22 protein-coding genes and 1 pseudogene are annotated in these 22,661 nt (G+C 65.2%); 13 read left to right on the plus strand and 10 right to left on the minus strand.

The features are described 5' to 3' along the window. Window positions 1-75 precede the first annotated feature (75 nt). Both GOOTI_RS18470 and GOOTI_RS18475 read right to left on the minus strand, forming a co-directional pair. Entirely contained in the window at window positions 76-1,635 is a 1,560-nt protein-coding gene (locus GOOTI_RS18470; RefSeq protein WP_007240138.1) for a DHA2 family efflux MFS transporter permease subunit, read from the minus strand. Next, entirely contained in the window at window positions 1,632-2,213 is a 582-nt protein-coding gene (locus GOOTI_RS18475) for a MarR family winged helix-turn-helix transcriptional regulator (protein ID WP_007240139.1), read from the minus strand. Before GOOTI_RS18475 ends, GOOTI_RS18470 begins: the two co-directional genes overlap by 4 nt. Window positions 2,214-2,341: 128 nt before the next feature. Here GOOTI_RS18475 and GOOTI_RS18480 point away from each other — a divergent pair, with 128 nt between their 5' ends. The 4 genes from GOOTI_RS18480 to GOOTI_RS18495 all read left to right on the plus strand — a co-directional run bounded on the left by GOOTI_RS18480 (window position 2,342) and on the right by GOOTI_RS18495 (window position 5,209). Further along, a complete protein-coding gene (locus tag GOOTI_RS18480) occupies window positions 2,342-2,830 on the plus strand; it encodes a glutathione peroxidase (protein ID WP_039994334.1) in 489 nt (162 codons plus the stop codon). 116 nt (window positions 2,831-2,946) lie between these two features. Then, window positions 2,947-3,186: a phosphoribosylformylglycinamidine synthase subunit PurS gene (gene purS, locus GOOTI_RS18485; protein WP_007240141.1), complete on the plus strand. Its 240-nt coding sequence runs from the start codon at window positions 2,947-2,949 to the stop codon at window positions 3,184-3,186. Between the two features lie 29 nt (window positions 3,187-3,215). Then, window positions 3,216-3,896 (plus strand): phosphoribosylformylglycinamidine synthase subunit PurQ, encoded by a 681-nt coding sequence (gene purQ / locus GOOTI_RS18490; RefSeq protein WP_007240142.1) that lies wholly within the window; start codon window positions 3,216-3,218, stop codon window positions 3,894-3,896. Window positions 3,897-3,901: 5 nt separating this feature from the next. After that, window positions 3,902-5,209, plus strand: a complete 1,308-nt coding sequence (locus GOOTI_RS18495) for a M18 family aminopeptidase (protein ID WP_007240143.1) — start codon at window positions 3,902-3,904, stop codon at window positions 5,207-5,209. 66 nt (window positions 5,210-5,275) lie between these two features. Here the strand turns inward: GOOTI_RS18495 and GOOTI_RS18500 are convergent, their stop codons facing one another. From GOOTI_RS18500 to GOOTI_RS18520, 5 genes are all read right to left on the minus strand, one after another. Next, window positions 5,276-6,091: a lytic transglycosylase domain-containing protein gene (locus GOOTI_RS18500; protein ID WP_007240144.1), complete on the minus strand. Its 816-nt coding sequence runs from the start codon at window positions 6,089-6,091 to the stop codon at window positions 5,276-5,278. A gap of 197 nt (window positions 6,092-6,288) precedes the next feature. Next, on the minus strand, window positions 6,289-7,593 hold the full coding sequence (locus tag GOOTI_RS18505; RefSeq protein ID WP_007240145.1) for a PQQ-binding-like beta-propeller repeat protein: 1,305 nt from the start codon (window positions 7,591-7,593) through the stop codon (window positions 6,289-6,291). A 96-nt stretch (window positions 7,594-7,689) separates the two neighbouring features. Next, window positions 7,690-9,033: a VOC family protein gene (locus tag GOOTI_RS18510; protein ID WP_007240146.1), complete on the minus strand. Its 1,344-nt coding sequence runs from the start codon at window positions 9,031-9,033 to the stop codon at window positions 7,690-7,692. Further along, complete coding sequence (locus GOOTI_RS18515) at window positions 9,030-9,545, minus strand: RNA polymerase sigma factor (protein WP_007240147.1); 516 nt, start codon at window positions 9,543-9,545, stop codon at window positions 9,030-9,032. The genes GOOTI_RS18510 and GOOTI_RS18515 overlap by 4 nt, the downstream gene beginning before the upstream one ends. 120 nt (window positions 9,546-9,665) lie before the next feature. After that, on the minus strand, window positions 9,666-10,220 hold the full coding sequence (locus GOOTI_RS18520) for an LppP/LprE family lipoprotein (protein ID WP_007240148.1): 555 nt from the start codon (window positions 10,218-10,220) through the stop codon (window positions 9,666-9,668). A gap of 167 nt (window positions 10,221-10,387) precedes the next feature. Between GOOTI_RS18520 and GOOTI_RS18525 the strand changes: the two genes are divergently transcribed. From GOOTI_RS18525 to GOOTI_RS18565, 9 genes and pseudogenes are all read left to right on the plus strand, one after another. Continuing rightward, window positions 10,388-11,158 carry a VOC family protein gene (locus tag GOOTI_RS18525; RefSeq protein WP_039994335.1) on the plus strand — a complete coding sequence of 257 codons (771 nt, stop codon included), beginning with the start codon at window positions 10,388-10,390 and terminating at the stop codon, window positions 11,156-11,158. Between the two features lie 41 nt (window positions 11,159-11,199). Further along, window positions 11,200-11,792, plus strand: a pseudogene (locus GOOTI_RS18530) (dihydrofolate reductase family protein). A 256-nt stretch (window positions 11,793-12,048) separates the two neighbouring features. Further along, window positions 12,049-14,595: an ATP-dependent Clp protease ATP-binding subunit gene (locus GOOTI_RS18535; RefSeq protein ID WP_007240151.1), complete on the plus strand. Its 2,547-nt coding sequence runs from the start codon at window positions 12,049-12,051 to the stop codon at window positions 14,593-14,595. 248 nt (window positions 14,596-14,843) lie between these two features. Beyond that, a complete protein-coding gene (locus GOOTI_RS18540) occupies window positions 14,844-15,179 on the plus strand; it encodes a hypothetical protein (RefSeq protein ID WP_007240152.1) in 336 nt (111 codons plus the stop codon). 37 nt (window positions 15,180-15,216) lie between these two features. Continuing rightward, the gene (locus GOOTI_RS18545; protein WP_007240153.1) at window positions 15,217-16,152 is read left to right on the plus strand and encodes an aldo/keto reductase; all 936 of its coding nucleotides are present in this window, start codon (window positions 15,217-15,219) and stop codon (window positions 16,150-16,152) included. 113 nt (window positions 16,153-16,265) lie between these two features. Further along, the gene (locus GOOTI_RS18550) at window positions 16,266-17,354 is read left to right on the plus strand and encodes an enoyl-CoA hydratase/isomerase family protein (RefSeq protein WP_007240154.1); all 1,089 of its coding nucleotides are present in this window, start codon (window positions 16,266-16,268) and stop codon (window positions 17,352-17,354) included. Beyond that, window positions 17,347-18,123, plus strand: coding sequence for an enoyl-CoA hydratase (locus GOOTI_RS18555; protein ID WP_007240155.1), 777 nt, complete (start codon window positions 17,347-17,349; stop codon window positions 18,121-18,123). Before GOOTI_RS18550 ends, GOOTI_RS18555 begins: the two co-directional genes overlap by 8 nt. Before the next feature lie 84 nt (window positions 18,124-18,207). Further along, window positions 18,208-19,128, plus strand: a complete 921-nt coding sequence (locus tag GOOTI_RS18560; protein WP_039994336.1) for an SGNH/GDSL hydrolase family protein — start codon at window positions 18,208-18,210, stop codon at window positions 19,126-19,128. 172 nt (window positions 19,129-19,300) lie between these two features. Then, entirely contained in the window at window positions 19,301-19,504 is a 204-nt protein-coding gene (locus GOOTI_RS18565) for a cold-shock protein (RefSeq protein WP_005172335.1), read from the plus strand. 70 nt (window positions 19,505-19,574) lie between these two features. Here the strand turns inward: GOOTI_RS18565 and GOOTI_RS18570 are convergent, their stop codons facing one another. The 3 genes from GOOTI_RS18570 to GOOTI_RS18580 form a co-directional block, all read right to left on the minus strand. Beyond that, window positions 19,575-21,032, minus strand: a complete 1,458-nt coding sequence (locus GOOTI_RS18570) for an acyltransferase (RefSeq protein ID WP_169315829.1) — start codon at window positions 21,030-21,032, stop codon at window positions 19,575-19,577. A gap of 156 nt (window positions 21,033-21,188) precedes the next feature. Then, window positions 21,189-22,460: an MFS transporter gene (locus GOOTI_RS18575; RefSeq protein WP_007240158.1), complete on the minus strand. Its 1,272-nt coding sequence runs from the start codon at window positions 22,458-22,460 to the stop codon at window positions 21,189-21,191. Between the two features lie 31 nt (window positions 22,461-22,491). Beyond that, a partial coding sequence (locus GOOTI_RS18580; RefSeq protein ID WP_007240159.1) for a tryptophan-rich sensory protein occupies window positions 22,492-22,661 on the minus strand: 170 nt, incomplete at its 5' end.

Below are 22,661 nucleotides of genomic sequence, written 5' to 3' on the forward strand. Positions count from 1 at the left end.
GCGGTCGCAGAACGAAAGGTTGCCCCTGGCCGCGGATATCGCAGCCAGGGGCAACCTGTATCGGTGGGGCTCCGCTCAGTGCATGACGATCGGTGCGCGATCGACGTCCTCTTCGACGAGCGGCGAGGCGATCTTCCTCCGCGGCAGGAAGAACGCCGGGATGATCGTCACCGCGATCAGAGCGACCGCCACGATGAATGTGGCCCCGAACGCCTCGGCGGCCCAACTGAACCACTGGCCCGGCGGGTCCTGTGGCGCCTGCCCGGCCTTGACCAGGAGGTCGTACTTCTCGGGCGCGGCATTCGACGCGATCGCCAGTTGCGATTCCGCGTGCGCCTTGAGGTTGGTCGCCAGGATCACCGAGATCACCGCGGTACCGATCGACGAGGCCGTCTGCTGGACGACGTTCATCAGCGTCGAACCGTCGGGAACCTGCTTGTTGCTCAAGGTCGCCAGCGCGGCCGACATGATCGGCATCATGGTCATGCCCATGCCGAGACCCTGGACGAACAGTGCGCCACACAGCAGCCAGTACGGGGTGTCGGCGCCGAGGAACATGAACGTGCCCATGCCGACGGCCATCAGGACGATGCCGACGAGCACGAACTTGCCGGGTCCGATCTTGTCGGTCATCTTGCCGGCCACCGGCATGGTGATCATCGCGCCGATACCCTGCGGGGCCAACAGCAAGCCTGCCGCGAGGGTGCTTTCACCGCGGATACCGATGAAGTACTGCGGGTACAGCAGCGCCGCACCGAAGAAGGCGATCATGAAGAACGTCATCGTGATGACGGCGATGGCGAGTGTCTTGTTCTTGAACAGACGCAGGTCGAGCAGTGGGTGGTTCGTGTGCAGTGCGTGCCAGACGAATCCGATGATCAGGATCAGCCCGATGATCGACGTGGTCAAGACCTTGGTGTCGATGAACGTGCCCGCCTCGGTACTCGACGAGATGCCGTAGAGGAACAACGCGAGGCCAGGGGACAACAGCAACAGGCCCACGATGTCGATCTTCGGCTTCGACTTCTCGTCGTCGTTGCCCAGCGCGAACCACGAATAGACAAGCGCGACAACACCGATCGGCACGTTGATGAGGAACACCCAGTGCCAGCTGGCCTTCTCGATGAGCAGGCCTCCGAGAATCGGGCCCGCGATGGGGCCGAGCAGCATCGGGATACCGAGAACGGCCATCACGGAGCCGACACGCTCAGGTCCGGCAGCCTTGGTCAGGATCATCATGCCGATCGGCATGAGCAGACCACCGCCGAGGCCCTGGACGACGCGGAACGCCACGAGTGAACCGATGTTCCACGCCAGCGCACAGAGTGCAGATCCGATGGTGAACAGGATCAGCGACATCATGTAGACGTTCTTGGTGCCGAAACGTGCTGCGGCCCAACTCGACAACGGGATCACCGCGGCCAGCGCGAGCGTGTAGCCGGTCATGGTCCACGCGGCACCTGCGGCGTCGGTGTTGAACTCGTTCTGGAAGGTGTTCTGCGCGACCGACACCACGGTGACGTCGAGGATCGACATGATCGCGCCGAGCACGACCACGCCGGCGATGACCAGCACGTGGCGATCGAGCTTGGTGTCCGGGGCGTGCGTTGGCGCCCCGGCGGATGAACTCGTCATGAGGATGCTTTCGCTTTCGGTTCGGTGGTGGACGATTCGGTGATGGACGCCCCGGAGGACATCTCGGAGGTCAACGGTGGCGCAGCAGTGCTTCTGCGGTCGAGGTTCCTGCGGTCGAGATCGAAGTAGTCGACGTCGGCGTCGACGATGTCTCGTAGTGCAGACGTCAACGCGGCCCGGAATTCATCGGGCAACCCGTCGATGAATCGTCCGATGAGGTCGCGCTTGATGTCCAACTGTTTTTCGACCGCCACACGGCCGGAGTCGGTCATCGTGATGAGTTTGACCCGTCGGTCACCGGGATCCTCACGGCGGTCGACGAGGCCCGCCTGGACAAGGCGGTCGACGGTCCGGCCCGCTGTCGCGATCGACAGGTCTACTCGATGAGCGATTTCGTGCACGGGTATGGGGGCATCGTGCATCGATACGACGAACAGCGCTCGGAACTGCGTGAACGTCAACTCCGACGCCGCGAGGGTGTCCATCGCCTCTGCGGTACCGAGACACGAGAGACGTTCCAGGAAGCAACCGAGCGCATCGTAAGCTGCGTCGTTCTGGACAGGGGAGGGTGCGGACACTGGGAAATGCTAACGACCATGCAACCTTCTCGCCAATGCAACTGTCTGTGAGATGCAACATCTGCGGACAGGTGTGTGATTCGCGACACTGAGGTACAGTGCCTGCTGGGGTGACTAGGGTCGACACCATGGCGGAAACCAGCATCAAGGACATCCCTGTGAACGCGCTCGACGGGTCGCCGTTGAGCCTGACCGACTTCTCCGGGCCGCTGCTCGTCGTGAACGTCGCCAGCAAGTGCGGACTCACGCCCCAGTACGCGGGCCTCGAGGAGGTCGCCGAGAAGTATGCCGACCGCGGCCTCACCGTCGTCGGGGTGCCGTGTAACCAGTTCATGGGACAGGAACCGGGCACCGCCGAGGAGATCGCGACCTTCTGTTCGACGACCTACGGCGTGACCTTCCCGCTGCTGGAGAAGACCGATGTCAACGGCGAGGATCGGCATCCGCTCTACGCCGAGCTCACTAAGGCGACCGACGCCGACGGAGAAGCGGGCGACGTGCAGTGGAACTTCGAGAAGTTCGTGGTCGACTCCGACGGCACCGTGACGGCGCGCATCCGACCGCGTACCGAGCCGACGGATCCGGTCGTCATCGAGGCCATCGAAGCCGTCCTCTGAAGGGCAACCTGCAACCTGTCGCGGCAGGTTGCAGGTTGAACGGTAAGGTGAGACCCGTCGGAAATCCGCTGTGTGAGCGTGACGCGCGGATCCCATGAGAAGAGGAGCGCTAGCCGATGGCACGAGTGGTGGTCGACGTGATGCCCAAGGCCGAAATCCTTGATCCGCAGGGGCAGGCCATCGTCGGAGCCCTCGGTCGGCTCGGCTTCGACGGCGTCTCGGAGGTGCGGCAGGGCAAGCGGTTCGAGCTCGAGGTCGACGACTCGGTCGACGACGTCGCCCTCGGACGGATCGCCGAAGAACTGCTCACCAACACGGTGATCGAGAACTTCAACATCTCCCGTATCGCCGACTGACGGCCCGAGATCGAGTCGAGTAGGACCACATGACTGCACGTATCGGTGTCATCACCTTTCCCGGCACACTCGACGACGTCGACGCGTCGCGCGCGGTGCGTATCGCGGGCGCGGAGGCCGTCGAACTCTGGCACGGCGACGCAGACCTCAAGGGCGTCGACGCGGTGATCGTGCCAGGCGGCTTCTCCTACGGGGACTACCTGCGCGCCGGTGCCATCGCCAGGTTCGCGCCGGTGATGGGATCTGTGATCGAGGCCGCAGAGCGGGGCATGCCGGTTCTGGGGATCTGCAACGGATTTCAGATCCTGTGTGAGGCGGGCCTGCTGCCCGGCGCCCTCACCCGCAACGAGGGGCTCCACTTCATCTGCCAGGACCAGTGGCTGAAGGTCGAGAACAACGCGACAGCATGGACGTCGCGGTTCGACGCCGGCGCAGAGATCCTCATTCCGTTGAAGTCCGGAGAAGGCCGCTACGTCGCGCCGGAACGCAAACTCGAAGAACTCGAGGGCGAGGGCCTCATCGTCTTCACCTATGCGGGAGGAAACCCCAACGGCTCGGTGCTCGACATCGCGGGTATCTCCAGCCCGAACGGGCGCGTCGTCGGACTCATGCCACACCCCGAGCATGCGACAGAAGCGCTGACCGGACCCAGTGACGACGGGCTCGGACTGTTCTACTCCGCGATCGACGCCGTGCTCGCCAACGTCTGAGGCCGATGCCGACCCCGTCGCTGGCAACGTCTGCCACAGCCGAGGAGCAGGCTGAGTTCATCGACGCCTCACCGTCGCCGTTCCATGTCTGTGCCACCGTGGCCGCTGAGCTCGAATCGGCGGGGTTCCAACGCCTTTTCGAGGATCAGGACTGGTCGTCTCAGGAGGACATGGCATTCGAGGGCCTGTCCGACGACGCCGGTCGTCGCTTCTACGTCATTCGCGGTGGATCGATCATCGCGTGGGACCGCGGCGACGGCGACGCCTTCCGGATCGTCGGCGGCCACACCGACAGCCCCAATCTCAGGCTCAAGCAGAACCCCGACCGTGAGTCGGCCGGACTCGCGACAGTTGCGCTCGAACCGTACGGGGGAGCCTGGCTCAACTCGTGGCTGGATCGGGATCTCGGAGTGTCCGGGCGTCTGGCGTACCGCTCCGGGCGCAGCGTCAGCAGCGTTCTGGTGAACGTCACCGAATCGATTCTCCGTGTGCCGCAGTTGGCGATTCACCTCTCCGAGGACCGTAAGGGCGTGACGCTGAATCCGCAGCGACACCTCGACGCGATCTGGGGGGTCGAGACGAGCGAACCCATCGTCGACTGGGTGGCGGAATACGCGGGCGTCGACCCGGGTGCCGTATTGGGCTGGGACCTGATGACGCATGATGTCTCGCCGTCGCGGGTGATCGGCGTCGACGACGAGTTACTCAGTGCGCCAAGGCTCGACAATCAGGGCACGTGCTACGCGGGTCTACACGCACTGCTCGACGGTGAGCCATCGATCCACACGCGTGTGCTCGCACTGTTCGACCACGAAGAGGTCGGCAGTGGTTCGGAACGCGGAGCCGCGTCGGACTTCCTGGCGACGACGTTGGAACGGATCGTGCTGTCGCAGGGTGGTTCTCGCGCCGACTACCTGCGGGCGATGGCCTCGAGCGTGTGCGTGTCCGGCGACATGGCCCACGCGACACATCCGAACTATCCCGAGCGGCACGAGCCGTCGCACCGCATCGCCGTCAACGGCGGCCCCGTGCTCAAGGTGAACCAGAATCTGCGGTACGCGTCGGACGCGGTGGGGGAGGCGATCTTTGCGCTTGCCTGCGACACCGCCGGCGTACCGATGCAGCGCTACATCCACCGTGCCGATCTGCCGTGCGGCTCGACGATCGGGCCGATCACGGCGACGCGCACAGGGTTGCTGACGATCGACGTCGGTGCACCGCAACTCGCCATGCACAGCGCACGCGAACTCATGGGAGCAGCCGATGTGCCGATGTACTCCGCCGCGCTGCAGGCGTTCCTGAGCGGGGAGTGATCTCGACAAGCTCGATCAACGAGGTGTGGGCTCGAGCGCGGATCACTCGGCGGGGCGAAAAGTCGGTCAGTAGCTGCGTGCGAAGCCGAGGACGTTGTTCACGTAGTCCATCGAGTTGTTGTAGCGAAGCACGGCCGTCGCCTCCGATGCCTGGTTGCGCAGGTCGAGGTGTCCGTCGCAGAGATAGCGGGCGGTGGTCAGCGCGGCGTCGAAGAGGTTCTGCGGGTCGATCTTGCCGTCACCGTTGCCGTCTGCACCGTACTTCTCCCATGTCGAGGGAATGAACTGCATCGGGCCGACGGCGCGGTCGTGCGTCGAGTCGCCGTCGAGTCGTCCACCGTCGGTGTCGGTGATGACCTGATTGCCCGCGAGTGAGCCGTCGAGGACAGGCCCGTAGATCGGCGACTTCAGTGTGCCGTCGGGTGTGGCGTCACCCTCGTTGGCGTGGTGCGATTCCACCTTGCCGATGCCTGCGATGAGCGTCCACGGAATGCCGCACTGCGGCTGATCGTGCGCCATGGCGTCCGCGGCGTGGCGGTACGCCTCGAATGCCACCTGCGGGACCGCGCCGTCGGTGACACTGGCGGGCAGCGGCGGGGGTGGCGGGGGCGTCGCGGTGACCTCGTGGGTCGCGACGACAGGTTCTGCGTGGGTGGCGGTGTGGGCCACAGGCGCCTTATCGGCCGTGCTGGGACTGGCGGCGGCCTGGGTGTGGGTCGGCGTCGGCTGAGCGGCTCCGAGAGCGCCCTCGTCTGCGTTGGCGCCGGCTGCGACGGTCATGGCGCCGACGATCGGTATCAGGGCTGCCCCGATCAGCGGCCCCCGAGACCTGGTGAACGCGTGCGGCAGAATGGTCTGCCGCGGCTTCGAATGCTTGCCCAAAACTGATCCTCACACGTACCTCGGTGGATGTACCGAAAGAGACCGTACATGTGGGCGTGTCCTTACTGTTATCTGAGCGTTATCGAAAACTGTGTGATCGCTGAACTCGCGCTGCGATATCGCTGGTCGTTACGGGGATGTTTCATCGTCTGTGACGTCCGACACATAGGGTCCTTGGACCCTCCCGTCCGAGCGAGTCAGTTCGGTCGCAACACCGACAGCGTGGTGCCCTCCGTGAGCACGATGAAGCCGTCGACGTCGGCTGCGCGCCCCAGGATCGGCCTGGTCCACGAGACCGTTCCCGAGGGGACGTCGAACGCGGAGAGTTGGCCGCTGCTGCCGAACACGAGGTGGTCGCCGGACGATCCGACGCAGTGCACCAGGTCGAGGTTGGTGTCGGGATCGTCGATGCTCGGTACGGGCAGGGTTCCTACGCGCTTGCCGTCGTCGAGGCGGTAGATGACGCGGGAGCGGTCCATTCGCGCGAAGGCCACCATGGAGCCGCATGGTCGTGTGTTGGATTTCGACAGCTGTGGATCGGTGATCTGCCAGAGCGCATCGCTGCGTGCAGGATCGCGGACCTGGTAGAAGCCCTGAGTCGCCTGCATCGCGGCGTCGCCGACCGTGGTCAGCACGGGCAGCGTCGACGGACCGTCGACAACCTGCGCCGACGGCGACTCCGACGTCGGTTCTCGCGTGGGTGTGCCGCCCACGACCGCGTAGGTCTCGACCGATCGACGTGCGTCACCACGCTGCACGACGGCGAGGCCCGACGAATAGGTCAACACGTCGCAGTCCTGACACCTCAGTGCGTCTGCGCCTCGCGAATCGATGACGAATCGACTGCCGTCAGCGGTGGAGACGACGAGTATCTGACGCTCGTAGGTGGCGTGCGCCGCGGACGCGAACGTGCGGCTCCACACGCGCTTACCGGTTGCGGTCCGCATCGAGACCTCGTAACCCGCCTGATCGACGCGTACGAAGTTCGACCCCACCCCGACGACCTGAGCGGTGTCGTCGAGTGCCGACCGTGAGTGGAGGTTGCCCGCATCGTCGACCATGTAGAAGCCGTCCGGCTGGTCGCCGAGTTTGAGTGCGCACCCGACGTTCCCTGCGGCGTCGAATGCGCACGAGCCCAATCCCGCGACCACCGGCTCCGACCAGAGTGCACGTCCGGTGTAGCGGTCGACCATCTCATACGCGCGTCCGATACCGCGCGGATACGACAGCAGCCACTGGTCGGTGTGGGTGTCGGCGACCTCGATGTCCCCGAGCTGGTTGTAGCCGGGCAGCGTGCCGCTCGACGCTGTCCATGCGACCTCTGGCTGGCGGTCGTAGCCACGCAACTGGGCATTCTCATACGTTCGTGCCACCGTTGGTGTGTCGATGGACAGGACTATCCCTACGCAGGCGACGAGCAGTGCGGCCGAGACGACCGTGACCGTGCCCATGCCGAACGGGACGTGTGCACGGACGCGCCTCATGGCCGAGCGGACAGACATGCGGATCAGTCAATCACGGGTGTGGTCGCCGAGTCGCGTGGGATCCACGGGGGCGATTCTGTACCCGTGGATCCCACGCAACTTCGGTTCGGACGATCAGAACAGCTGTCCGAGGTAGAACTGTGCTCCCTGGTCGTCGGCACACAGTGCCACGTTGCCGTACGCCTGCCGATCGGGTCCGGTGATCACTCGACCGCCTGCCTCGCGCACGCGTCCGACGGCGGTGCCGATGTCGTCGACGTTCCACATCGGCACGGCCACAGCGGAATCCGACCCGCCGGCGATTCCGACCTGCGGGTGCGCGTTGTCGACCTCCCAGCCGTCGTCGATGCGTCCCGGGGTGAACGTCCAACCCAGTGCTTCGCCGTAGAACCGGCGGAAACGCTCGCTACTGGGGGTGTGAACGGTCAGATACGACATGTCGCCGACGCCGGTCGGATGCTGGTCGGGACGTGTCTCCTCCGGTGCCGGTTCGTACGCACAGAACTCGACGCCCGCATCGTCCACGGCATCGAGGGTCATCCGGCCGTTGTGGTCGTACGGCTCCCGGGTGATCCGTCCTCCCGCTGCGACGATCCGGTCTCGCGCCTCGCCGATGTCGTCGACGGCGTAGCCGCAGAACAGTGTCTGCGGCCCGTCGGTCTCGAAGACGATCAGCGGCCGGTCGACCGTGATCACGTGCCGGTCGTCGGCATCGAATCGCCAGCCGAGAACCGCACCGTAGAACGCGCGAGCGCGTGCGGCGTCGGTGGTGTTGACCGAGATGAATCCGATGTCGCCGTGCCGTATTCGACTGTGGGGTGGCGCAGCCGTCAGCACCGGTCCCGTCAGCATCCACCGATGTCCGAAGGGATCGACGACGGTCGCGGTGCGTGTTCCGTAGGCCTCGTATGGCTCGCGCGTGACGGCTGCACCGCCTCGTTGTGCTCGGCGTAACGCCTCGTCGGTGTCTCCGACGGCCAGCATCAAGCTGACCGAGACCGCGCCAGGTGCGGGCGCACGCATTCCCATATCCGGGAACTCCTCGGCCACATAGATCGCGCCGCCGCCGATCTCGAGCTCGGCATGCCCGATCGTGTTGTCGTCCATCAGGATCGGCTCGCCGCGTAGCGTCGCTCCGAGATGCTCGACATACCAGTCGATCGCCGACCGCGCGTCGCGCACCGTGAGGTACGGCAGCGCTCCCGGACGCTCGACGAGTGATGGCGTCGCGCTCGGAACGCCCGAATGGGTCGAGTCCTGCGGGGTCAGTTCGTGTTCGAGTTCGATGGTGTCCATCTCGATTCCTTCGGGTAGAGAAGCCCCACGCTCGAGTCGTCGACGCAGTCTGTCGGCGAAATCGGTTGTGGGCTCGATGGGCTCGTCCCAGCCCGGCGTCGAGGAGGCACGCAGAACGGTGAACGGATCGTGCGGCGGCGATGCCGTGTCGTCGGTGTTCATGAGAGCCCTCCCTTCGCGGACCTGTCCAGCGGATAGGCTTCGCGAAACGCGCGCTTGGCCCTGGTGAGCAGTGCCTCGGTGGCGCCGACCGTCCGGCCGAGGATGCGCGCACAGTCGGCGACGGGGAGATCGTCGACGTAGCGCAGCGTCAGCGCCGCGCGGTTGATCGGCGCCAGCTGGGCCAGCGTCGCGTGCGCGACCATGCGGTCGAGGTGCGCGTCCCAGTCGTCGTCGACGACTTCGGGCGGTTCGTCGACCGGTTCCGGGGTGCGTTGCGCACGTCGCCAGTGATCGGCGAGCTTGTGCCGGGCGACGCCGATCAGCCAGCCGACGCTCGGTGGCGCGGTCTGGTCGCGGCGCATCGTGTCCATCGCGGCCAAGAACGTCTCCGAGGTGACGTCTTCGGCAATCCGTCGATCCGCGCAGCGTCGAAAAACGTACCCGTAGACGGCGGGTAGCGCCTCGTCGTAGACCTCGAGAATGCCCTCGGGGCCGGTGTGTTCGCCGCTCACACAGTCATCATCGTCGGCGGTGGCCGAAACCCGACGGCCGTTGGGGAACTTTCTCCGCACAGCACACCGCCCCGCAGCGCGAACGCAGCGGGGCGGTGCTCGGGCCGGGTGGTCAGGGGATCAGTGGTGCGGCGGGAAGTGACCCACCCGCACGATGTGAGTGCCCACCGTGGACGCCGTGACATAGGTCGGGCCGCCGCTTGCGCAGCAGAACGGGTCGGACGGCTCGAGCCAGCGGTAGCGAACCGTCACCGAGTTCTTGGTGTACTTCGCGACGCTGGTGTACGAGTACGGCTTGGGGTCGACCGTGCCGATGAATCGACCGTGCTTGAACAGCAGGACGCGTGACTGATAGGTGGCATCGCCGATTCCGTTGCCGTTGACCAACATCCAGTCGAGGTTGCACCCGTTCTGGAGTGGATTGTCGCTCGCGGAGGCCGGAGTCCAACCGCCGCCGTTGGCGTCGCGACCGATCTTGGACAGCGACGACTGCGCCAGCCCGGAATTGATGTCGAAGCAGAGGCCGTGGCCGCTGCCGTAGGGCGGGGCGGCCGACGCCTCGCCGGTTCCGAGTGCGGTTGCGCCGAGCGTTCCCGCGATCAGACCGGTGAGGGTCAGAGCGAGGACCACGAGACGTCGGGTTCGGTGGGTGATTCGGGTGGCGAGAGAGTGCATGGTGGTGCCTTCCGATCGAGGAACCAGTCGATGCTGGTCGCAGACCGTGCGATCGGCCCGCTGCAGGTGTGATCGAAGAAGGCGGGACAGGTCGTTAGCAAGGGTCATTCATCGGTGGGACGCGTGACGACCGATGAGTTCTCCGCTCCCGGACGGTCGATATCCGCATGGCAACAGCAACGATCTCCTCCATGCTCCTGTCCACCGACGACCCGAAGCGGCTCGCGCACTGGTACGCCACGGCGTTCGAGGCCGAGCCGATGACCACACCGGGCAGTCCCGGCTACATCGTCGTCGAACTCGACGGCTTCTACCTCATGTTCGACAAGCGCGACGACGTCTCCGGGCGCACTCCGCAGGGCGCGCGGATGCTGCTCAATGTCGAGGTCGACGATCCGGCCGCAACCGCTGCGCGGCTCGACTCGCTGGGCGCCACCTGGATCAGCCCGCTCGAGGAGCGCGACGGCAATCAGTTCGCGACCGTCGAGGATCCCGACGGCAACTGGCTACAACTCGTCCGACTCTCCGACGAGCACGAGGCACAGATGAGCCGACCGACGTCGGCGTACTCGGGGTTCGCGGTCCGCGACACGGCAGCGACGGAGGACTTCTACCGCGGGGTCCTCGGCATGCGTGTCCTGCGTTTCCCCATGGGCGACAGCGACATCCTCGGTATCCGCATCAACCGTGGCACGACAGTCCTGGCCTACCCGAAGCCCGACCATCAACCTGCCTCGTACACCGTCCTCAACATCCCGGTCCCCGACCTCCCCACGCGCATCGACGAGCTGACAGCGCGCGGCGTCGAATTCCTGCGCTACGACGGATTCGATCAGGACGAGCGTGGAATTGCGCACGGCCATGGCATCGGGCCCGACATCGCCTGGTTCGCCGATCCCTCAGGAAACGTCATCGCACTCATGGAGCAAGACCGGTGACAACCCCGCGTTCGACGCCGGATTCGTCGTACTCTCGCGCCATGCGGCCCCTGCGTTACTCGATCAACATCACCGTCGACGGCTGCGTCGACCACACGGCCGTCACGCCGACCGAGGCGATGCATCGCCATTCGGCCGACCTCCTTGCCGCTGCCGACGCGCTGCTGTTCGGCCGGGTGATCTACGAGATGATGGACGCCGGCTGGCGTGAGGTCGCGCGAAACGACGAGCTGCTCGACGGCCGACCCGAGTGGATGTTGCCCTTCGCCCGCGTCATCGACCGCGCGCCGAAGTTCGTCGTCTCCGACTCGCTCACCAGTGTCGACTGGAACGCAGAACTGATACGTCGTGACGACCTGGAGTCGACGGTGCGCGAGCTCAAGGCACAGCCGGGCAACGGGATCGTCACCGGAGGTGTGACGCTTCCTCTGGCCTTGCCGAACTCGACCTCATCGACTCCTACGAGTTCATCGTGCATCCGCGGATCGTCGGCCACGGGCCGAGGATCTTCGAGGGGCTTTCCGACCATGTCGACCTGCGCCTGGTCGAACGTTCCGAACTCGACGTCGACATCGTCGTGCTGCGTTACGAGCCGGTCCGCCCGTCGGCAGGATCTCGTTCGCTCTCGGCGTAGCCCACGTCACCCCTGCCAGGAACATGCTCGTGTCCTGCGGAGTTGTAGCTGTCAGATCCCCGCCGACATCCGTTTTCGTTGCACGCTGTGCAGACGTTAAGTGCAGGTGCACTCCTGTTGACCACTACAGTGGAAGCCAGGCTGGTCGTCGTCTATCCGGTTGGCATATCCAGTTGGATTATCGGCACCACCGCAGTTGTCGCCAAGAGGCTTGAAGACATCGACGGCCGGGGCGCTAGCAATGTGAGGGAGAACAATGTTCGAACGGTTCACCGACCGCGCACGCCGGGTTGTGGTTCTGGCCCAAGAAGAGGCGCGGATGCTCAACCACAACTACATCGGCACCGAGCACATCCTCCTGGGGCTGATCCACGAGGGTGAGGGCGTCGCTGCCAAGGCACTCGAATCTTTGGGAATCTCCCTGGAAGGTGTCCGGAGCCAGGTCGAGGAGATCATCGGCCAGGGGCAGCAGGCGCCATCGGGGCACATCCCGTTCACGCCGCGTGCGAAGAAGGTTCTCGAGCTGTCGCTGCGGGAAGCGCTGCAGCTCGGACACAACTACATCGGCACCGAGCACATCCTGCTCGGCCTCATCCGAGAGGGCGAGGGTGTTGCCGCTCAGGTGCTCGTCAAGCTCGGCGCCGACCTCAATCGGGTCCGCCAGCAGGTCATCCAGCTGCTGAGTGGTTACCAGGGCAAGGAGCCGCAGGAAGCGGGCACGGGAGGTCGGTCCAGCGAGTCCGGCACACCGTCGACCTCGCTCGTGCTCGACCAATTCGGCAGAAACCTGACCGCAGCCGCCGCCGAGGGCAAACTCGATCCCGTCATCGGGCGCGAGAAAGAGATCGAGCGCGTCATGCAGGTGCTCAGCCGCCGCACCAAGAACAACCCTGTTCTGATCGGCGAGCCGGGCGTCGGCAAGACCGCCGTCGTCGAAGGACTTGCCCAGGCGATCGTCAACGGCCAGGTGCCCGAGACACTCAAGGACAAGCAGCTCTACACCCTCGACCTCGGTTCGCTGGTCGCGGGCAGCCGCTACCGCGGCGACTTCGAGGAACGCCTCAAGAAGGTGCTCAAGGAGATCAACACCCGCGGCGACATCATCCTGTTCATCGACGAGCTGCACACGCTCGTCGGCGCAGGTGCCGCCGAGGGCGCGATCGACGCCGCCAGCATTCTGAAGCCGAAACTGGCGCGCGGTGAGCTGCAGACCATCGGTGCCACCACGCTCGACGAGTACCGCAAGTACATCGAGAAGGATGCCGCGCTCGAGCGTCGCTTCCAGCCGGTGCAGGTCGGCGAGCCGTCGGTCGAGCACACGATCGAGATCCTCAAGGGTCTGCGCGATCGGTACGAGACGCACCACCGCGTGTCCATCACCGACGGTGCACTCGTCGCCGCCGCGACTCTGGCCGACCGCTACATCAACGACCGCTTCCTTCCGGACAAGGCGATCGACCTCATCGACGAGGCGGGCGCGCGCATGCGCATCCGTCGGATGACCGCTCCGCCGGACCTGCGCGAGTTCGACGAGCGCATCGCCGACGCCCGCAAGGAGAAGGAGAGCGCGATCGACGCGCAGGACTTCGAGAAGGCCGCAAGCCTGCGCGACAAGGAGAAGCAGCTCGTCAACGAGCGCGCCGAGCGCGAGAAGCAATGGCGCAGTGGCGACATGGACGTCGTGGCCGAGGTCGACGACGAGCAGATCGCCGAGGTCCTCGGCAACTGGACCGGTATCCCCGTGTTCAAGCTCACCGAGGAGGAGACCACCCGTCTGCTCCGCATGGAGGATGAGCTGCACAAGCGGATCATCGGCCAAGAGGATGCTGTCAAGGCCGTCTCCAAGGCGATCCGCCGTACGCGTGCCGGACTCAAGGACCCCAAGCGTCCCTCGGGCTCGTTCATCTTCGCCGGACCGTCGGGTGTCGGTAAGACCGAGCTGTCCAAGGCGCTCGCGAACTTCCTGTTCGGTGAGGACGACGCTCTCATCCAGATCGACATGGGCGAGTTCCACGACCGCTTCACCGCGTCGCGCCTGTTCGGTGCCCCTCCCGGGTACGTCGGTTACGAAGAGGGCGGCCAGCTCACCGAGAAGGTGCGCCGCAAGCCGTTCTCGGTGGTCCTGTTCGACGAGATCGAGAAGGCCCACTCGGAGATCTACAACACCCTGTTGCAGGTTCTCGAGGACGGACGTCTCACCGACGGCCAGGGTCGCACGGTCGACTTCAAGAACACCGTCCTGATCTTCACCTCGAACCTCGGTACCTCCGACATCTCGAAGGCCGTGGGACTCGGGTTCACGAAGGGCGACGACTCGACGTCGAACTACGAACGCATGAAGCTGAAGGTCAACGACGAGCTCAAGAAGCACTTCCGGCCCGAGTTCCTCAACCGTATCGACGACGTGATCGTGTTCCACCAGCTCACGCAGGACGAGATCATCCAGATGGTCGATCTGATGATCGCGCGTGTCGAGACGCAGCTGAAGAACAAGGACATGGCGATCGAGCTCACTGACAGGGCCAAGTCGTTGCTGGCCAGGCGCGGCTTCGATCCGGTCCTCGGTGCACGTCCGCTGCGTCGCACCATCCAGCGCGAGATCGAGGATCAGCTCTCGGAGAAGATCCTGTTCAACGAGCTGACCCCGGGCCAGATCGTGCTCGTCGACGTCGAAGGTTGGGACGGCGAAGGAGACGGCGAAGACGCCAAGTTCACCTTCACCGGCTCCGACAAGCCCCGCGAACTGCCCGACGCTCCTGTCGAGCTGACCAAGGCGGGCGAAGGCCAGGGCGACGCGAGCTAATCGCAGGCCGACCGAAGAACTGAATACGAAGAACCCGGCACCTCGAGGTGCCGGGTTCTTCGTATGGACCGTGTCAGCGTCGACCGCGCGTGGTGATCGCGCCGCTGCCGGCCGTGACGGTGGTGTCCCGCTCGAAAAAAATACATTCGATGCGGGGGAACATTGCGGTGGTCGGGGTGCATCCAATGTAATGACAACGCAGAACGAGCGTTGACGACACCACAGATTCCCTCGAAAGGACCCAGATCATGACGACAGCAGGCTACGACACCAACGGCGACGGCTACGTGGACGTGCAGCTCACCGACACCGATGGCGACGGCTACGCCGACGTCGAACTGCAGGACACCGACGGTGATGGCTACGCCGATGTGCAGTACACCGACACCAATGGCGACGGCTACGCCGACGTGCAGGAGAGCGATACCAACGGCGACGGCTACACGGACGTGCAGTACGCCGACACCACCGGTGACGGCTACGCCGACGTCGAGTCCTACGACACCGACGGTGACGGGTACGTCGACGTGCAGTACACCGACACCGACGGCGACGGGTACGCCGACACCAGTTACCACGCGTAGGCGGGGCGTGACCCGCGGTGCGCCTACGATCGGCTGAGTGAAACGAATCCCGCTCGGCGCCACCGATGTCACCGTGCCCAACGTGGCGCTCGGCATGATGCGTATCGAACACAAGTCCGACGATGAGATTCGCGAACTGGTGCACACCGCGCGCGATGCCGGGATCGACTTCTTCGATCACGCGGACATCTACGGTGATGAGCCTGCGCACGGTTGTGAACGACGATTCGCCGAGGCGCTGCGGCTCTCGCCATCGCAACGCGACGAGGTCACCATTCAGTCGAAGACGGGCATCGTGAAAGACGGTCCCTATTACGACTTCTCGTACGACCACATCGTCGATTCGGTGCACGGGTCACTGCAGGCACTCGGGACCGACCACCTCGACGTGTTGCTCCTGCACCGACCCGACCCCCTCGTCGAACCCGACGAGGTGGCCCGTGCTTTCGACTATCTCGCGCAAGCGGGCAAGGTCCGTCGGTTCGGCGTGTCCAACCACACGCCACGTCAGATCGATCTGCTCAGGAAGTCGGTGACACAGCCAATCGTCGCCAACCAAGTGCAACTGTCGATCACGCACGCGCCAGTCGTCGCGCAGGGTGTCGCGGCGAACATCGTCGGCGAGGAACAGGCGTACACGCTCGACGGCGGGGGAGTCCTCGACTACTGCCGTCTCAACGACATCACGGTCCAGGCGTGGTCGCCGTTCCAATCGGCATCCGCCGGTGTCTTCCTCGGCTCCGACCGCTTTCCCGAGCTGAACGGCGTGCTCGACCGGCTCGCCGACAAGTACGACGTCGCGCCGATCGCGATCGCGACGGCGTGGATCACGCGCCATCCCGCCCAGGTGCAGGTGGTGCTCGGCACGACCACGCCGGCGCGCGTCTCGGCTGCCGCGGCCGGCTCCGACATTCCCCTCACCCGTCCGGAGTGGTACGAACTGTTCCGCGTCGCGGGGTATCGAGTGCCCTGACCTCGCTGGCATCCCGATACTAGGATGTGCAAGTATCTGGAGGGCGGCGGCGCGGTATCCAACGGCGTCGACGCGCACGTAGGTCCCGGGCAGCAGAGCGAGGAGTGGCACTCATGACGGACGAACCGACGGTTCTCGCCGAGGTGGTCGGGCGGATCGGGCAGGTGACCCTCAACCGCCCGTCGGCGATCAACGCGCTCGACCATGACATGGCGCGTGCGATGCACGCGGCGCTGCGGGCCTGGGCGAGCGATCCGGCTGTCGACGCCGTCGTCGTGTCGGGTGCGGGCGAGCGGGGTCTGTGTTCGGGTGGCGACATCGCCGCCATCCACCGCGACGCGTCGACGCTGTCGGCCGACGGTGCAGGCGGCGATGCCGCTGCCGCCGACAGTCCGTCCGGCCGATTCTGGGCCGACGAGTATCGGCTCAACCTGGACATCTCGACCTACCCCAAGCCCTATGTCGCGATCATGGACGGGATCGTGATGGGCGGCGGCGTCGGAGTGTCTGCGCACGGCGACACCAGAATCGTCACCGATCGCACCCGTCTGGCGATGCCCGAGGTCGGCATCGGATTCGTGCCCGACGTCGGCGGAACACACCTGCTCGCGCGTGTGCCCGACGAGCTCGGCACCTACGCAGCGCTCACCGGCGGGACGTTGTCGGGAGCTGATGCGATCGTCATGGGTCTGGCCGACCATTACATGCCGTCGGAGCATCTCGGCGCCTTCCGCGACGCCGTGGTCACCGACGGCGTCGACGCCGCGCTGGCGGCCCACGCGGTGCAGCCGCCGGAGTCCGCGCTGGACGTCGAACGCGAGTGGATACGTGAGGCTTTCGCCGCTGACACGGTGTCGGAGATCATCGAGCGGTGTCGCGCTGTCGGCACCGAGTCGGCGCAGCGCACCGCGGACAGGATCGCGTCGAAGAGTCCCATCGCGCTCGCGGCGACCCTGTACTCACTGCGTCACAAGGAATCCGATCTCGCAGACACGCTGCGTCGGGAGTTCCGGGTGTCGCTGCGGTTCCTGCAGCACCCCGACATGGCCGAGGGAATCCGTGCGCAGGTCATCGACAAGGACCGTAATCCGGTGTGGACCTCAGACCACGAGTCGGCGCTCGCGTCGATCGACGCCGTCTTCGCCGCGTTGCCTGCGGATACCGAACTTTTGCTCGACATCATGGAGGAGTCGAATGTCTGACCACGAGACGATCATCGTCGAGACCTCGGGACGCGTCGGTGTGATCACACTGAACCGACCCAAGGCGCTGAACGCCCTGAACACCGCTCTGATGAATGAAGTGGTTGCCGCTGCCACGGCATTCGACACGGATCCCGACATCGGTGCGATCGTCATCACCGGTTCCGAGCGTGCGTTCGCCGCCGGTGCCGACATCAAGGAGATGGCCGACAAGACGTTCAGCGAGGTCGTCACCGAATCCTTCTTCGGTGCGTGGGACGAACTCTCGCGACTGCGCACCCCCACCATCGCCGCGGTGACCGGGTATGCGCTCGGCGGCGGCTGCGAGCTCGCGATGCTCTGCGACATCCTCGTCGCGGGCGACAATGCCGTGTTCGGCCAACCAGAGATCACTCTCGGTGTGATTCCCGGGATCGGCGGCTCGCAGCGACTGACCCGCGCCGTCGGCAAGGCCAAGGCGATGGACCTCATCCTGACCGGGCGCCAGATGAAGGTCGACGAGGCCGAGCGTGCAGGTCTGGTCTCGCGTGTCGTGCCGGCCGCCGAATGCCTCGCCACCGCGAAGGACATCGCCGAAACCATCGCGAACAAGTCGTCCGTCGCGACGGGACTCGCGAAGGATGCCGTGAACCGAGCATTCGAGACAACACTCACCGAGGGCGTGCGGGCCGAACGCAGCCTGTTCTACTCGACGTTCGCCACCGAGGACCAGACAGAAGGAATGGCCGCTTTCGTGGCGAAGCGTGACCCGACCTTCCGTAACCGCTGAAAACGGCGGGCGCTGTCGTCTGTGTGATCGGGTCGACGAGCGGCATCTGACGGTATGACCCGCGCATGTGGGAAGATCGCAGTCGTGTCTCGACGTCTCCTTCGCCGCGCGGGTATTGCCGTGGGGGTGCTCATCGCTGCCGCCGCAGTGGTGGTGCCGGGGGTCGGCGGCGACGACAACCCGTCGGGCCCGACGATCAAGCCCATGGTGCGTGCGTCCGCGGAGACCCCGGCGACCTACGTGGCGTTGGGGAGTTCGTACGCGGCGGGCCCCGACGCGGTGCCGACGCGGCTGAACGTGTGCTTCCGCAGTAGCAACAACTATCCGAACCAGGTTGCCCGGGCGCTGCGTCTGAGGTTGGTGGACGCGACGTGTTCGGGGGCCACCACGGAGAACATCGTCGACAGACCGCAACGCTTCCTCGCGCACAAGCAGATCGACTCCGTCACCCGCAACACGTCGTTGGTGACCATCACCAGTGGTGGAAACGACGTCGACTACATCGGCCGTCTGCTCGCCATGAGCTGCAACAACGTCGCCGCCGGGATCGACAAGGCGCTCGGCCCAGCGGCGCGCAGCTGCCACCTCGGTCATCACGTCGCACCAGAACCCACGACTGCCGACTACGACAGGGTCACCCGTACGCTGATCCAGACGGTGCTCGAGATCAGGCTCCGCGCGCCGAAGGCGCGGGTGGTGCTCGTCGACTATCCGCCGGTCGTGGTCGCGGGCGAGACACCCTGCGATTTGTTGCCATTGAGTCAGCAGGAAACGGAACTGACAATCCGGGTGTTCGACAACCTGGCTGCGGCAACCGCGCGGGCCGCGCGGTTGACCGGAACCGACCTCGTGCAGGCCTCGGTCGCGGGCGCCGGCCACACGGTCTGCTCAGCTCAACCGTGGCTCCGTGGGTTCGCGCCCCCGATTCCGTATCACCCGACGACGCGCGGCAAGACCGGCGTCGCGGATCTTGTTGTCGATTCGCTTGGTGGTCCCACCGCCTGATCCGACGACAGCGCCCCGCATCCGAGGCTGACGGCGCGCGCGTCGACGACGGCGAGTCTTCACAGGCAATTCAGATTCCTGTGATCGTGGGGTCGCAGCGACGGCCGAATGTGTGACACACTGGACAACGAGTCGTCGAACTGACGGCTTTTCAATAGGAAGAAGAAATTGCATGACACAGGGCACCGTCAAATGGTTCAACGGCGAGAAGGGCTTCGGCTTCATTGCTCCCGATGACCAGGGACAGGATGTGTTCGTCCACTACTCCGCCATCACGGGCAGCGGCTTCCGCAGCCTCGAGGAGCAGCAGCGCGTCGAGTTCGACGTCGAGCAGGGCGCCAAGGGACTCCAGGCGACAAACGTGACCGCTCTCTGATCTTTTCAGACACCGGTAGAGAAGGCCCCGACGGAATCGTCGGGGCCTTCTCGCGTCAGTGAACTGCTGGTCAGACCTGCTGTTCGGTGAACTCGTGGTCGCGGTTGCGCCACTGGTGCCAGGCGACGAGAAGTGCGGAGATCACGAGCAGGGCACCGGTCGCGATGAACAGGTACCCGCCCCACACGTCGAAGACCCCGGACACGATCACGCCGCCGACGATCGCGACAAGTGCCACGATCAGCGACCTGCCCGCGTTCTGTGATCGCCAGTCGATGCGGTTGCGGCCCGTCGTGATCAGGCTGATCGGGCTGCGGCGCAACACTTCGACCACGAAGATCGTCCCGGCGACGGTCATCGCATAGGCGAACAGCACCCGCGGGAAACCCGGCCACGATGCGGGGGCGATGGTCGGCAGCAACGCGCTCAGGGCCAGCGGATGTGCCAGGTAGATGCCGAATGAGCGGTCCGACGCAGTCCGCAGCACCTTGTCGGGGACCGAACCGGGAATTCGACGTTGCTGCCAGATCGTGCCGAAGCAGTACAGCATCATGATGATCGCGATGAACGCGTACACGTTGTGCGGCAGGAACACGTTAGTGGCCCGGGCGACGCTCGTCCCGGTCGACGTGATGTGCAGGAAGTACACGAGGGTGCCTGCGATGGTGGCGATACATGCCGCGAGAAGTGGCCAGCGCCAACGGATCACGAACGCCTGGAAAGCCTCGTAATGCATGGCGGCTACACAACCGGCGAGAATGAAGAACTGGTACGGGAGGATGGTGATGACCAGGTGGGTCCACACCACACCCGGTGCGCCGTGTGTGAAGAAGTGGAGTGGGGGACGAACCATGAGGTACATCAACCCGACCTGGATCGCGAAACTCACGACCAACTGGTAGCGATGAGAACCCCACGTGCGCTTGAGGATTGCGAGGATCAGTGGGAAGAACAAATAGATCTGCATGCTCACCGACAAGAAGTACAGGTGATACATCGCGTTGCCGGTGATGAGGTCATACGCGATGCTCTTGGCGGCCGTGACCATCGAATGCTGGTCGGCGACAATGCCTCTGAGCGTCTCCAGGCCGCCGATCCGGTATCGCCCGTACACCCAGTAGAACAGCGTCCACGCCACGAACGGGAGCCCGATGAGTTTGAATCGTCGGCGCCAGAAACTGATCGGTTCGAGTGAGCGATTGCGGTACTGGTAGGTCAGCACGAAACCGGTGAGGGCGAAGAACCCGTAGCGGGTGTACCGCAGGAACACCTCGACGGAACCCGCAGCCACGCTCGTTGCGGCCGTGACGCCGATCATGACGTGATCGAGGATCACGCCGCCGAACGTCACCAGGCGTACGAGGTCGATCTGATAGAGGTGGCGGTCGCGTCGGGGCTTCGTCTCGCCGGCTGAGGTCGCCGGCGCCGTCTGAGTCGAATCGTCAGCACCGACGGCGGTGTCGCTTTTGCCGGTTTTGGGGCGTCCCTCGGGTTCTGGAAGCCGTGGCGTCGTCTGCTGGCTTACGATTGCTCACCCTCCGTTAACCCGACGCTCATAGATCATGAGTCGCTCTAATGGTGTAGTGCCTCGGGGAACGGTACTCCCTGATCCTGTGATTCTTCCTGTGAGACCGCTGTCGCGGCTCGTCGGCGCCCGGATTACGTGGTATTCGGCTTTTGCCGCTCATCGTGTGCGGCGCCACACCGCGAGCCCGATGGCAGCCGCGATGAAACACGATGCCGCGCCCACCGCAAGTCCTGTCCGTGCCCCGGCCGCCTCGGTGATCGCGCCGATCAAGGGCCCGCCGATCGGCGTCGACCCCATGAACGCGACCGACCACAGGGCCATCACCCGCCCCCGCATCTGAGGTCGCGAGTTGAGTTGGAGCGTCGCGTTGCCGGTCGACATGAACGACACGCTGAGCCAGCCGACGAAGAACAGAGCGACGATCGCCATCCACAGGGTGGGTGCCGCGGCGGTCACCGCGATGGTGACTCCGAATCCGGTGGAGGTCAGGATCAGGGTGCGCAGTCCGGTCGTACCGCGTGCGGCGACGATGAGCCCGCCGACCACAGCACCGACGCCCATCGACGACGTCATGAACCCGAATGCCTGCGGACCGCCGTCGAAGACATCGCGCGCCGCAACGGGAAGTGACACCTGGAACTCGTAGGCGAGTGTGCCCACCAGCGCCATCATGACCAGCGGCACCCACAGGACGGGCTTGCTCCGCACATAACGCAGACCTTCGCGGAGTTGCCCTTTGGCGCGGGGGACGGGGATCTCATGGGAGATCTCCGAGGTCCGCATCGCCAGCAGGGAGACCACGACGGCCACGAAACTCGTCGCGTTGATGACGAAACACCAGCCGGCCCCCACCGCGGCGAGGAGCACACCTGCGACCGCAGGGCCGATCGCACGGGCGGCGTTCACCATCACAGAGTTGAGGGTGACCGCGTTGCGGATGAGCGATTCGCCGACGATCTGATGGATGAACGCCTGGCGCGCCGGGTTCTCGAACGCATTGTTGAGTCCGAGAAGCAGCGCGAGGATCGCGATCTGCCACACCTCGATCCAGCCGCCCAGCGTGAGGATCGCCAGCACCAGAGCGAGCACACCCATGATCGATTGGAGGAAGATCATGAGCAGTCGTCGGTTGACGCGGTCGGCGACCACGCCAGCGTACGGCCCGATGATCAGGATGGGCAATGCCTGCAGTGCGACGATCACGCCGAGAATCGACGACGAGCCACTCAGCGTGAGCACCAGCCATGCCTGGGCCGTGGCCTGCATCCACGTGCCGACCAGCGACACTGCCTGCCCACCGAAGTACAGCCGGTAGTTGTGCACCGACAGCGATGCGAACGTGCCGGTCGACTGGACCGGTTGCGGGGTGGTGACCGTGTCCGACGTTGCGCCCGTACTCATCTGCGGTCGCGCGTCGTCGTCTCTCATCGACGCCAGTCTAGGAGCCCCGCCTGTGAGCTCAGCGGTTGAGCCGCCACACGTCCGTCGACAGCTTGGTCGCGAAGGCGCACCACAGTGGATACGGGACCAGGGCGGCGCCCGCGGCAGTGTTGACGTTCGCTGTTCGGCGGGCGAGGTCGGCGCTGCTCAGCGTCAGGGCAAGCGCCGTGATCGCCGAGGCGCCGAGGC

Origin of the sequence: Gordonia otitidis NBRC 100426, assembly GCF_000248075.1 — a bacterium.
In the GTDB taxonomy this organism is placed as follows: Bacteria; Actinomycetota; Actinomycetes; order Mycobacteriales; family Mycobacteriaceae; genus Gordonia; species Gordonia otitidis.